We start from the raw sequence: 11,850 nt of genomic DNA, 5'->3' as shown, positions 1-11,850 counted from the left end.
GGCGACACCGCGCGCCGCGTCGCCCGCGGCGGCTCGGCCCACGCCGGCGGCACCGACGTGCGCCGCACGCCGGACCTGTCGCAGGAAAAACGCATCGCCGCGCAGCGCATCGCCCACGATCTGGTCGAGCGCATCGGCGCGCTGCAGGCGCTGGGCCTGGGCTATCTGGCGCTGGACCGGACCACGCCGACGCTGTCGCCCGGCGAACTGCAGCGCCTGCGCCTGGCCACCCAGATCCGTTCCAACCTGTTCGGCGTGGTGTACGTGCTCGACGAACCCTCCGCCGGCCTGCATCCGGCCGACAGCGAGGCGCTGCATCGCGCGCTGGACCAGCTCAAGGGCACCGGCAATTCGGTGTTCGTGGTCGAGCACGACCTGGACATGATGCGGCGCGCGGACTGGATCGTCGATGTCGGCCCCGGCGCCGGCCAGGAGGGCGGCGAAGTGCTGTACAGCGGCCCGCCCGAAGGCTTGCGCGCAGTCGCGGCTTCGCAGACCGCGCGTTATCTGTTCGCCGAACAGCGCCGCTTGCGCGACCGCGCGCGGCGCACGCCGGCCCACTGGCTGGAACTGCACGGCGTACACCGCAACAACCTGCACGGTGTCGATGCGCGCATTCCGCTCGGCGTGCTGACCGCGGTGACCGGCGTGTCCGGCTCGGGCAAGTCGAGCCTGATCAGCCAGGCCTTGATCGAACTGATGGGCGCGCACCTGGGCCACGAACCCGAAGCCGAGCCGGACGACGACGGCCCGCCGCAGCCCGGCGAACTGCGCACCACCGCCGGCCGGCTCGGCCGCGGCGCCGATGCGATCAAGCGCCTGGTCAACGTCGACCAGAAACCCATCGGCCGCACCCCGCGCTCGAACCTGGCGACCTACACCGGATTGTTCGACCCGGTGCGCAAGCTGTTCGCGCAGGCCCCGCTGGCCAAATCGCGCCGCTACGACGCCGGGCGGTTCTCGTTCAACGTCGCCAAGGGCCGCTGCGCGACCTGCGAAGGCGAAGGCTTCGTCCAGGTCGAACTGCTGTTCATGCCGACCGTGTACGCGCCGTGCCCGACCTGCCACGGCCGCCGCTACAACGAGAAAACCCTGGAAGTGACCTGGCGCGAGCGCAACATCGCCGAGGTCCTGGCGATGACCGTCGCCGAAGCGCTGGCCTTCTTCCACGACGAAGACAGCATCGCCCGGCCGCTGACGGTGCTGCGCGACATCGGCCTGGGCTATCTGCGCCTGGGCCAGCCGGCGACCGAACTGTCGGGCGGCGAAGCGCAGCGGATCAAGCTCGCCACCGAACTGCACCGCAGCCAGCGCGGCCACACCTTGTACGTGCTCGACGAACCGACCACCGGCCTGCATGCCGCCGACGTCGACAAGCTGATGGCGCAGTTGCATGGCCTGGTCGACGGCGGCCACAGCGTCGTGGTGATCGAGCACGAGATGCGCGTGGTGGCCGACAGCGACTGGGTCATCGATCTCGGCCCCGGCGCGGGCGAGGAGGGCGGCTCGATCGTCGCGGCCGGCACGCCCGAAGACGTCGCGCGCGCCAGCACGAGCCGGACCGCACCTTACCTCGAGCGCGCGTTGGCCTAGGCCGCGCCTGCGCATCGTCGCGGGCCGCGCGGCGGCTGCGTTCGCGGCCCTGATAGGCTGGCGCGCACGTCTTCAACCGCTTCGGGAACCCCCATGCTCGCGCTCTCGATCGTCGCTCATCCCAGCCCGACCAGCTTCAGCCACGCGATGGCGGCGCAGGCCGCCGCCGCGCTTCGCGCAAGCGGATTCGCCGTGCGCGAGCACGACCTCTACGCCGAAGGCTTCAACCCCGTCCAACCCGTCGTGGAAGCCTTGAACACCGCCTCGGACGACGAACTCGTCGAACGCCATTGCGCCGAACTGCGGCAGGCCGACCTGATCCTGGTGTTCCATCCCAACTGGTGGAGCCAGCCTCCGGCGATCCTGAAAGGCTGGATCGACCGCGTGTTCCGCCTGGACACCGCCTACGCCTACCCGGAGGGCGCAGGCCCGGACGGCGTGCCGGTCGGATTGCTCAAGGCGCGCGAGGCCTTCGTGTTCAACACCTCCAACACCCCGGCCGAGCGCGAGCGCGATGTGTTCGGCGATCCGCTCGAGCGCTTGTGGAAGACCAGCGTGTTCGAACTGTGCGGCGTCGCAACGGTGACCCGGCGCATGTACGGGCCGATGGCGGCGAGCGGGGCACAGGACCGGGAGCGCTGGCTCGGCGAGGTCGCTGCGTTGGTGGGTACGGCGGCGCGGTCGTTTCGCGAGCGCAGTGCGCGGTAACGCAAGCGCTCTGTTCGCCCGGCCGATGCGGCTGCCGGGCCGCCGCATCCGCATCGATCGGCGGCCGCGTGCTAACGTGCATGCCACCGCTGTTTCGAAGGGGTAAATCCCTGGTGATGCGCGCACCGTCACAGTTGATCGGCCCGCGATGAGCGCCGCAGTGCGGGCCGCGAAGTCCGTGTCCCGGCGGTCGATGGCCATCGCGGCGTTCTCCACGGTGGTGGAGTGGTACGACTTCACCCTGTATCTCTACTTCGCGACGACCCTGTCGCGGGTGTTCTTCGGAACCGACTCGTCTTCGCTGCTGCTGACCCTGGGCACGTTCGCCGTCGCGTATCTGATGCGTCCGCTGGGCGCGGTGTTCTTCGGGCAGTGGGGCGACCGCTACGGCCGCCGCTCGATGATGCTCGTGTCGATCGGCCTGATGACGACGGCGACCTTGCTGACCGCGCTGCTGCCGACCCGCGAAGACATCGGCCCCTGGGCCGGGATCGCGCTGATGGGCCTGCGCTGCGTCATGGGCTTTGCGGTCGGCGGCGAATACACCGGCGTGGTCGCCTACCTCATGGAAGGCGCGCCCGCCGCCCGGCGCGGCTTGGTGACGTCGATGGCCGCCGCGGCCAGCGAGGTCGGCGCGTTGCTGGCGGTGGGCGCCGCGGCGCTGGTGGTGAACCTGTTGCCGCCGTCGGATCTCGATGCCTGGGGATGGCGCCTGCCGTTCCTGTTCGGCGCAGGCATGGCCATGCTGGTGTGGATCTTCCGCACCGCGATGCAGGAGTCGCCGGACTTCCTGCGGCAACGGCGCGAGCGCAGCGTGCCGCGCGCGCCGCTCGCGTTCGCGCTCAAGCACCACCGCGCGGGCATCGCGCGCGGCTTCGCGATCTCCGCGCTCGGCTCGGTCACCTATTACGTCGGCATCGCCTACGTGCCGACGTTTGTCGTCTCGGTGAACGCGGCCTCCGAAGCGGCGGCCCTGAATCTGGCGGTGTGGGCGGCGTTGGCGGTCATCCTGGCGACGCCCGTGGCCGGCGCCGCGTCCGACCGGTTCGGGCGGCGTCCGGTGCTGCTGGCGCTGTGCCTGGGCAGCGCGCTGCTGCCGATCTTGTTGTTCGACCTCATGGCCGCAAGCTCGGGCGCGTTCGCCTGGTTGGGCGCGGTGGTGCTGGCCAGCGTCGCCGGCGGAGTCAGCGCCGTGGGCGCGGTGACCACCGCCGAACAGTTCTCCGGCGAAGGCAGGCTCAGCGGACTGGCGCTGGGCGCGACCGCGGCGACCGCGCTGTTCGGCGGTTTGACGCCGGTGCTGGCCGAGTACTGGGTCGGCCTGAGCGGCTGGCCGCCGTTGCCGGGACTGATGATCGCGGCGGTGGCGCTGGCGGTGCTGCCGGTTGTTTTGCGGATGCCGGAAACGGCGCCCGCGACGCGCTGAACGATGCGCTATCGGCAAGGTCGATTTCGCATCGCCCATCCTTTCGCTACGTCTTTGCGAAAAAATTTGCAGAACGGGGCGATCAATCCAACGCTTTATCGCTTTGGCTGAACCGATGGCCGAATCGGCGTAAATCGCGCTGAGGATGATCGTTGGCGGTCGCCGACGCACGAACCACATCGAAAAATCAGCGAAGGGTTGCGCACTCGCGGAAGCGGGCGAACCGCTGCGCCCGTTGTGCTGTGCAACATAGGAATCGCCGTCGCCGAACTGTTGCGCAATCGATTGCATACCGGAAGTTTTTGCGCTTTCATGCGGGCTGTGAGGCTCAGGGCGGATCGGTTTCCGCTCGATCGAGTCGATGCATCGAGCGGACGGCGAGCGTCCCGTCGCAGGGGCGATGTTTCGAAAGATTTTGTCCGAGCCGCCTTTCGGTTATGGCTTCAGGAACGCGCAGGTGAGCTTTATGAATCCGAAGATCAGCAGGCGAAACGCGATCCGCGCCGCGGCCATGGCCGGCCTGGGACTCGCCGCCGCCGCCGTCGCGCCCGCGATGGCCGCCGCAGCGCCGCGAGCAGGCGAGCTCAAGGGCCGGCTGAAGCAATCCGTCGCGCGCTGGACGTTCGCGAAGCAGTCGGTCGCCCAGTTGTGCCAGACGGTGAAGGACATCGGCTTTTCCGCCATCGACCTGGTCGGGCCCGAAGACTGGCCGACCCTGAAGGCGCACGGCGTATTCAGCTCGATGTGCAACGGCGCCGAGCTCGGCCTGACCCGGGGCTTCGCCGCCACCGAGTTCCACGATGAACTGGTGCAGCGCTACACCCGCCATATCGACCTGGTCGCCGATGCCGGCTACCGCAACCTCATCTGCTTTTCCGGCAACCGCAACGGCATGGATCCGCAGCAGGGGCTCGCCAACGCCGAGGCCGGAATCAAGCGCATTCTCGGCCACGCCGAAAAGCGCGGCGTGGTGCTGGTGATGGAGCTGCTCAATTCCCGGGTGGATCACCCCGACTATCTGTGCGATCGCTCCGCGTGGGGCGTCGAACTGTGCCAGCGGATCGGCTCGGACCACTTCGGCCTGCTGTACGACATCTACCATATGCAGATCATGGAAGGCGACATCATCGCCAGCATCCGCAAGCACCATGCGTTCTTCAAGCACTACCACACCGCGGGCGTGCCCGGCCGCAACGAGATCGGCGCCGACCAGGAACTCAACTATCCCGCGATCTGCCGCGCGATCCGCGACACCGGCTTTCAAGGGTATCTCGCGCAAGAGTTCTCGCCGAAGGCGGCCGATCCGGTCGCCTCGCTGCGCGAGGCGATACGCCTGTGCGACGTCTGAAGCCGATATCCACCTGAGGACACTCATGGCAGACAATCATTACGACGCGATCGTGGTCGGATCGGGCATCAGCGGCGGCTGGGCGGCCAAGGAGCTGACCGAGCGCGGGCTCAAGGTGCTGATGCTGGAACGCGGCCGCAACATCGAGCACGTCAAGGGCTACGTCAACGCGATGAAGGAAGCCTGGGACTACCCGCACCGCACCTGGGCGACCCAGGAGATGAAGACGGCGTTTCCGGTGCTCAAGCGCGACTACCCGCTGGCCGAAGACACGATGGGGATGTGGGCCGACGAGCAGGATTGTCCGTACACGGAAACCAAGCGCTTCGACTGGTTCCGCGGCTATCACGTCGGCGGCCGTTCGCTGATGTGGGGCCGGCAGAGCTATCGCCTGTCGGACCTGGATTTCGAAGCCAACCTCAAGGAAGGCATCGCCACCGACTGGCCGATCCGTTACGCCGACATCGCGCCGTGGTACGACCACGTCGAGAAATTCGCCGGCATCGCCGGCACGGTCGAGGGACTGGATGTGCTGCCCGACGGGCAGTTCCTGCCGCCGATCCCGCTGAACGTGGTCGAGAAAGACGTGGCGGCGCGGATCAAGAAAGCCTTCGGCGGTACCCGCCATCTGATCCACTCGCGCACCGCCAACATCACCCAGCCCAAGCCCGAACAGGGCCGGGTCAATTGCCAGTACCGCAACAAGTGCATCCTGGGCTGTCCGTTCGGCGCCTATTTCTCGACCCAGTCGGCGACGCTGCCTGCGGCGATGAAGACCGGCAACCTGACCCTGCGCCCGTTCTCGATCGTCAAGGAAGTGCTTTACGACAAGGACCGCAAGCGCGCGCGCGGGGTCGAGATCATCGACGCCGAGAGCGGCCAGACCTATCAGTACACCGCCAAGGTCGTCTTCCTCAACGCATCGGCGTTCAATTCGACCTGGCTGCTGATGAACTCGGCCACCGATGTCTGGCACGGCGGGCTGGGCTCGTCGTCGGGCGAGCTGGGGCACAACGTCATGGACCATCATTTCCGCGTCGGCGCCTCCGGCACGGTCGAAGGCTATGAAGACAAGTACTACTTCGGCCGCCGCCCGTGCGGTTTCTACATTCCGCGGTTCCGCAACCTGGGCCGGGAAAAGCGCGATTACGTGCGCGGCTTCGGCTACCAGGGGTCGGCGAGCCGCACCGGCTGGTCGCGCGACATCGCCGAGCTCAACATCGGCGCCGAGCTCAAGGACGCGTTGACCGTCCCGGGCGACTGGGTCATCGGCATGACCGGCTTCGGCGAGATGTTGCCGCATCACGACAACAAGATCGGCCTGGACCGGCAGCGCAAGGACAAGTGGGGCTTGCCGGTGCTGGCGATGGACGTGAGCCTGCGCAAGAACGAGCTGGCCATGCGCAAGGACATGGGCGCGGACGCGGCCGAAATGCTGGAGGCGGCCGGGGTCAGGAACGTCAAGGTGCACGAGAACGATTACGCGCCGGGCATGGCCATCCACGAGATGGGCACGGCGCGGATGGGGCGCGACCGCAAGCATTCGGTGCTCAACGCGCACAACCAGGTCTGGGATGCGCCGAACGTCTACGTGACCGACGGCGCCTGCATGACCTCCAGCGCCTGCGTGAACCCGTCGCTGACCTACATGGCGCTGACCGCGCGCGCGGCCGACCACGCCGTGCGCGAACTCAAGGCAGGGAACCTGTGATGGAACGTCGCGAGCTGTTGAAGATGATCGCCGCCGCCACCGGCGCGGCCATGATCGGCGTGCCGGCGTTCGTCTACGGGCAGGCACCGGCTGCGAGCGGGAGCGGCGCGTTCTCCGAGGCCGAGGTGGCCCAGCTCGACGAGATCGCCGACACCATCCTGCCGCGGACCAGGACGCCGGGAGCGAAGGACGCGGGCACCGGAGCGTTCATGGCGACATTCGTGAGCGATTGCTACACCCCTGAGTATCAGGCCATCTTCCGCGCCGGCCTGGCCGACCTCGACAAGCGCGCGGGCGGCCGCTTCGTCTCGCTGTCCGCGCAGGCGCGCACCGAGTTGCTGCGCGCGCTCGATGCCGAAGCCCGGCAGCGGATCAATTCGATGGCCATCGCCACCGGCGGCGGCAACCCGAAGGCGCTGAAGCCGCATTACTTCACCATGATCAAGCAGCTCGCGCTGTTCGGCTTTTTCACCTCCAAGGCCGGGGCGACCCAGGCGCTGCGCTACGTCGCCGTGCCGGGCCGCTACGATGGCGACGCGGCCTACGAGCCGGGCACGCCCGCTTGGGCCACCTGATTGATGCGCCGGCGCGATCGCGCTGCTGTTCGTGGAGGAACGATGGGCAAGCCGACTGTGATCAACGCGATACTGATGGCGCCAGGCCTCATGGCCGCGGGCTGCGCGGCCGCGCAGGCGCCGACCGATGCGCAGCGCGATCCGGCCAGGACCGAAGTCTGGAAGCCGGTGCCCGCGGTGGTGGCCACGCCCAGGGACGCCGCACCTTCCGACGCGATCGTGTTGTTCGACGGCAAGGACCTGTCGGCCTGGGAAGCCGAGCAGGGCGGCGACGCTCCGTGGAGCGTCGCCGGCGGCGCGGTTACCGTGGTGCCGGGCAGCAAGGGCATCCGCACCAGGCGGCGCTTCTGCGACATCCAGTTGCATATCGAGTGGCGCACCCCGGCCAAGACCCAGGGCTTCGACGGCCAGCATCGCGGCAACAGCGGGATTTTCCTGCAGGAGCTTTACGAACTGCAGGTGCTCGACAGCTACGGCAATCCGACCTATGCCAACGGCCAGGCGGCGTCGATCTACAAGCAGGCGATCCCGCTGGTCAACGCCTCGCGCGCGCCGGGCCAATGGCAGGCCTACGACGTCATCTGGAAAGCGCCGCGCTTTTCCCAAGGCGGCGGACTGATTTCGCCGGCGCGCATCACCGTGCTGCACAACGGCGTGCTCGTGCAGGACGACACCGTGCTGGCGGGCAAGACCGAATACATCGGCGCGCCGTCCTATTCGCCGCACGGCTGCGCGCCGATCTATCTGCAGGACCACGACGCCAAGGTCAGCTACCGCAACATCTGGGTGCGCGAGCTGTAAGCGACGGGCGCGGCGCGGGCCGCCGCGCCGGCGTCCTACTGTTTCAGGAAGACCGCGATGTCTTCCAGATCCTTCTCGGACAATTGGCCGAACGGCGGCATCAGCCCGCCGCCGGCCTTGATCCGTTCCTTGATCTTCTTCGCATCGAGCCGCTTGCCCACGTCGGTCAGGGCGGGAAAGGTTTCGCCCATGCCCGCGCGGTCGGCGCCGTGGCAGGACGCGCAGTTCGCGGCATAGAGCTTGGCGCCCGCGGCGGCATCCTGGGCGACGGCGGGCGCGGCGGCGAACGCTGCGACGAACAAGGGCAGGGCGGCGATCCGGAGCGATTTCGACATGGACGTTCTCCGCGATCAGCGACCTGCGCCCGCGGGCAGGTGTTGGTTGAGGTAGGCGGCGCCGGCCTGGACGACGGCGGCGGGATCGAGCGGATGGTCGTGTTCGATGATGTACCAGCGCACGCCCGCGCGCGCGGCGGCGGGAAGGATCTTGTTCCAGTCCAGCACGCCCTGGCCCAGCGCGGCGAAACCGTCCTCGTCCTTGCCCTGGCCGGGCGGCGCGTTGTCCTTGGCGTGCACGGCGAACACGCGGCCGCGGAACGTGTCGAGCAAGGTCGCCGGGTCGCGTCCGGCGCGCGCGATCCAGGCCAGGTCGAGCTCGGCCCGCAGTTGCGGGCCGGCGCCTTCGAACATCAGCTCCAGGCCGGTCTTGCCGCCGAAATCGGCGAGCTCGAAATCGTGGTTGTGGTAGGCGAGCGTCATGCCCTTGGCCCGGACCTTGTTCGAGATCGCGCCCAGTTCCTTGCCCAGCGCGGTCCAGCCGGCGGCGTCGGTCGGGCGCTCTTCTTGCTTGAGGTAGGGCACCACCAGCACGGTGTTGCCGATCGCCTGGTTGAACGCCACCACGCCGTCGAGATCGCTGCGCAGGTTGGCCAGTTGCGCGTGGGTCGAGATCGCCTTGATCGAATACTTGTCCAGCAGCCGCTTGAGCGTCTTCGCCGACACGTCCTGGGTGCCGACGGTCTCCACCGCGCGGATGCCGGCGTCGTGCACGATCTTGAGCTGCTGCTCGAGCGAGGCGACGTTGCGCAGCGTGTACATCTGCACGGCGATGGGCCGGGGCTGGGATTGGGCCTGTTGCGCGAAAGCGGGCGCGGCGGTCAGGAACAGAAGCGCGGCGGCCGCAAGGCTGCGCGCGATGGCGATCGTCATGGTGTCCTCCCGGTAAGTTCGATGGCTGCGGGCGAGGCGACGGCGCGGGCATGCGAGGGCCGGCATCTCGTCGTGGCGGGTGTTTGGCTCAGGCGGTACGGCGCTCCTGGTCGTGCGCGCCGCCGATGTCGGTCCAGGCGCGCGTGCGGGCCGAGGCGATCACGCGGTCGACGATCAACGCCGAGCGCAGTCCGTCGTCGAAGCTCGGTAGCCCGTCCGGCGCTTCGGCGTCGATGGCGCGATAGCTGTCGGCGACGAAGGCGTCGAAGCAATGGCCGTAACCTTGCGCGTGGCCGACCGGCAGCACCGACAGCCGGCGTTGCTCCGCGCTTCCTGCCGCCGGGCCGCGCACGAAGATCTCTTCGCGCTGGTCGGGCAGGCCGATCCACAGCCGCTCGCTGTCTTCCTGATCGAAGGCGACGCTGGCGCGGGCGCCGTCGATCTCGAACCACAGGCGGTTGCGGCGCCCGGCCGAGACCTGGCTGACGGTCAACGTGGCCAGGGTGCCGCCGGCGGTCTTGAACAGGGCCGCGGCGACGTCTTCGCTGGAGACCGCCTGCATCGCGCCGTCGGCGGCCGGGCGGGCGTAGCTGTGGCCGCTGGCGGCGCTGCGCTGCGCGATGACGGTTTCGAAAGCGGCGCTGACTTCGGCGAACCGCTCGCCGCTGACCCATTCCACCAGGTCGCACCAGTGCGAGCCGATGTCGGCGAACACGCGCGAGGCGCCGCCCAGCGCCGGATCGACGCGCCAGTTGTTGCTGGCCGGGTCCAGCAGCCAGTCCTGCAGGTAACTGCCGTGGATCAGCCGCAGCGGCCCCAGTTCGCCCTGGGCGATGCGCGCGCGCGCCTCGCGCACGACCGGGTGATAGCGATACACGAACGGCACCGTGGCCACCAGTCCGCTGCTCGCGGCCAGCGCCGCCAGGGCCCGGGCGTCTTCGAGCGTCGTCGCCAGCGGCTTTTCGCAGATCACGTGCTTGCCGGCCTGCAGCGCGGCCTGCGCCATCGCCCGGTGCAGATGGTTGGGCGTGCACACGTGCACGACCTGCACCTGCGGGTCGGCGAGCGCTTCCTCGATATCGCGATAGGCGCGCGGCACGTTCCAGTCGGCCGCCACCTCGCGCGCGCGCTGCGGCGAGGACGCGCTCACGCCGACGATGCGCGCGCCCGCCAGGATCGCCGCGCGGCGGTGCACGTGGCCGATCATGCCGGTGCCGACGATGGCGACTCCCAATGCGCTCATCGCTGCGCGTCCTCAATGGAGGAGGGCATCGCAGACGCCGCGGCCGGCCGTTCGCGGAACAGCAGCACGAACGCCGCCAGCACGATCGCGGCGACGCCGGCCGGGAACAGCCAGATCTGCTGCCAGTCGCGGCCGGCCGCCGTGGTGTAATGCTCCACGACCGCGCCGGACAGGAAGCTGCCGATCAGCATGCCGACGCCGTAGGTCGCCAGGGTGATGAAGCCCTGCGCGCTGCTGCGGAACGCCGGCCCCGCGTGGGCGTCGGTATAGATCTGGCCGGTGACGAAGAAGAAGTCGTAGCAGATGCCGTGCAGGACGATGCCGGTCACCAGCAGCGCGAACCCGGCGCCCGCATCGCCGTAGGCGAACAGGACGTAGCGCAGCACCCACGCCGCCATGCCCAGCGCCAGCATGGTCTTGACCCCGAGCCGCGCGAACAGGAACGGCATCGCCAGCATCAGCAGCACTTCCGACACCTGGCCTAGCGATTGCAATCCGGCCGCGCCGCGCACGCCGAGGTCGTTGAGATAGGGATTGGTGAAGTTGTAGTAGAACGACAGCGGAATGCAGATCGCGATCGAGGCCAGGAAGAACACCAGGTACGAACGCGACTTCAACAGGCGCAGCGCGTCCAGCCCCAGGATCTGACCGAGGCCGGCGTTGCGTTGCCGCTCCAGCGGCGGCGTGTCGGGCAGGGTCAGTGCATACAGGCCGAGCAGCAGCGAGGCCGCCGCGGCCATCTTGAAGGTGAGGTCGAGCCGATGCGCCTGTTCCCAGCCCAGCCAGCCGATCAGCACGCCGGCGACGATCCAGCCGATGCTGCCGGCCACGCGCACCGGCGGGAACTGCTTTTCCGGCGAGCGCATGTGCCGCATCGCGATGCTGTTGGCCAGCGCCAGCGTCGGCATGAACAGCAGCATGTAGGCCATCACGCAGGCCGAGAACGCGCCGAAGCCGGTCGCCGCGGAGGCGCCCCACATCAGCGCCGCGCCGGCCAGATGCAGCAGCGCCAGGATGCGCTGCGCGGCGAAGTAGCGGTCGGCGACCAGCCCGACCAGGAACGGCGCGACGATGGCGCCGATGGACTGGCTCAGGAACGCGGTCGCCACCTGGCTCGCGCTAGCCTGCAGCGGCCCTTGCACCAGGTAAGTGCCCAGGGTGACGAACCACGCCCCCCAGATGAAGAACTGAAGAAACATCATCGCGCTCAGGCGCGGCATGGTGAACGTCATGGCTT

At 68.7% G+C, this 11,850-nt stretch carries 10 protein-coding genes and 1 pseudogene; 7 read left to right on the top strand and 4 right to left on the bottom strand.

The window, feature by feature from the left end:
* The 7 genes and pseudogenes from A7A76_RS07710 to A7A76_RS07680 all read left to right on the top strand — a co-directional run.
* Positions 1 to 1,593: pseudogene (locus A7A76_RS07710) on the top strand (excinuclease ABC subunit UvrA); the annotation flags it as partial.
* A gap of 93 nt (positions 1,594 to 1,686) precedes the next feature.
* Positions 1,687 to 2,301, top strand: a complete 615-nt coding sequence (locus tag A7A76_RS07705; RefSeq protein WP_206410647.1) for an NAD(P)H-dependent oxidoreductase — start codon at positions 1,687 to 1,689, stop codon at positions 2,299 to 2,301.
* Positions 2,302 to 2,494: 193 nt separating this feature from the next.
* Positions 2,495 to 3,727 (top strand): MFS transporter, encoded by a 1,233-nt coding sequence (locus tag A7A76_RS07700; protein WP_206410646.1) that lies wholly within the window; start codon positions 2,495 to 2,497, stop codon positions 3,725 to 3,727.
* A 511-nt stretch (positions 3,728 to 4,238) separates the two neighbouring features.
* Entirely contained in the window at positions 4,239 to 5,075 is an 837-nt protein-coding gene (locus A7A76_RS07695) for a hydroxypyruvate isomerase family protein (RefSeq protein ID WP_241200792.1), read from the top strand.
* 25 nt (positions 5,076 to 5,100) lie between these two features.
* Positions 5,101 to 6,786 (top strand): GMC oxidoreductase, encoded by a 1,686-nt coding sequence (locus A7A76_RS07690; protein WP_206410645.1) that lies wholly within the window; start codon positions 5,101 to 5,103, stop codon positions 6,784 to 6,786.
* A complete protein-coding gene (locus A7A76_RS07685; protein WP_206410644.1) occupies positions 6,786 to 7,361 on the top strand; it encodes a gluconate 2-dehydrogenase subunit 3 family protein in 576 nt (191 codons plus the stop codon). The genes A7A76_RS07690 and A7A76_RS07685 overlap by 1 nt, the downstream gene beginning before the upstream one ends.
* A gap of 75 nt (positions 7,362 to 7,436) precedes the next feature.
* On the top strand, positions 7,437 to 8,162 hold the full coding sequence (locus A7A76_RS07680; RefSeq protein ID WP_206410649.1) for a 3-keto-disaccharide hydrolase: 726 nt from the start codon (positions 7,437 to 7,439) through the stop codon (positions 8,160 to 8,162).
* 35 nt (positions 8,163 to 8,197) lie between these two features.
* Here A7A76_RS07680 and A7A76_RS07675 read toward each other — a convergent pair whose 3' ends face one another.
* The 4 genes from A7A76_RS07675 to A7A76_RS07660 form a co-directional block, all read right to left on the bottom strand.
* On the bottom strand, positions 8,198 to 8,497 hold the full coding sequence (locus A7A76_RS07675) for a c-type cytochrome (protein WP_206410643.1): 300 nt from the start codon (positions 8,495 to 8,497) through the stop codon (positions 8,198 to 8,200).
* A 15-nt stretch (positions 8,498 to 8,512) separates the two neighbouring features.
* On the bottom strand, positions 8,513 to 9,370 hold the full coding sequence (locus A7A76_RS07670; RefSeq protein ID WP_206410642.1) for a sugar phosphate isomerase/epimerase family protein: 858 nt from the start codon (positions 9,368 to 9,370) through the stop codon (positions 8,513 to 8,515).
* An 88-nt stretch (positions 9,371 to 9,458) separates the two neighbouring features.
* Positions 9,459 to 10,613, bottom strand: a complete 1,155-nt coding sequence (locus tag A7A76_RS07665; protein WP_206410641.1) for a Gfo/Idh/MocA family protein — start codon at positions 10,611 to 10,613, stop codon at positions 9,459 to 9,461.
* Positions 10,610 to 11,845, bottom strand: a complete 1,236-nt coding sequence (locus A7A76_RS07660) for an MFS transporter (RefSeq protein WP_206410640.1) — start codon at positions 11,843 to 11,845, stop codon at positions 10,610 to 10,612. The genes A7A76_RS07665 and A7A76_RS07660 overlap by 4 nt, the downstream gene beginning before the upstream one ends.
* Positions 11,846 to 11,850 lie beyond the last annotated feature (5 nt).

Origin of the sequence: Lysobacter enzymogenes (assembly GCF_017168095.1) — a bacterium.
GTDB lineage: Bacteria > Pseudomonadota > Gammaproteobacteria > Xanthomonadales > Xanthomonadaceae > Lysobacter > Lysobacter enzymogenes_D.
Note: the sequence above shows the minus strand (reverse complement) of the source record. Positions and strands in the feature narration are given on the sequence as shown.

Coding starts and splice junctions, on each gene's coding strand:
- A7A76_RS07685 (WP_206410644.1), top strand. CDS start 6,786: ATGGAACGTCGCGAGCTGTTGAAGATGATCGCCGCCGCCACCGGCGCG.
- A7A76_RS07705 (WP_206410647.1), top strand. CDS start 1,687: ATGCTCGCGCTCTCGATCGTCGCTCATCCCAGCCCGACCAGCTTCAGC.
- A7A76_RS07660 (WP_206410640.1), bottom strand. CDS start 11,845: ATGACGTTCACCATGCCGCGCCTGAGCGCGATGATGTTTCTTCAGTTC.
- A7A76_RS07670 (WP_206410642.1), bottom strand. CDS start 9,370: ATGACGATCGCCATCGCGCGCAGCCTTGCGGCCGCCGCGCTTCTGTTC.
- A7A76_RS07690 (WP_206410645.1), top strand. CDS start 5,101: ATGGCAGACAATCATTACGACGCGATCGTGGTCGGATCGGGCATCAGC.
- A7A76_RS07680 (WP_206410649.1), top strand. CDS start 7,437: ATGGCGCCAGGCCTCATGGCCGCGGGCTGCGCGGCCGCGCAGGCGCCG.
- A7A76_RS07700 (WP_206410646.1), top strand. CDS start 2,495: ATGGCCATCGCGGCGTTCTCCACGGTGGTGGAGTGGTACGACTTCACC.
- A7A76_RS07675 (WP_206410643.1), bottom strand. CDS start 8,497: ATGTCGAAATCGCTCCGGATCGCCGCCCTGCCCTTGTTCGTCGCAGCG.
- A7A76_RS07665 (WP_206410641.1), bottom strand. CDS start 10,613: ATGAGCGCATTGGGAGTCGCCATCGTCGGCACCGGCATGATCGGCCAC.
- A7A76_RS07695 (WP_241200792.1), top strand. CDS start 4,239: ATGGCCGGCCTGGGACTCGCCGCCGCCGCCGTCGCGCCCGCGATGGCC.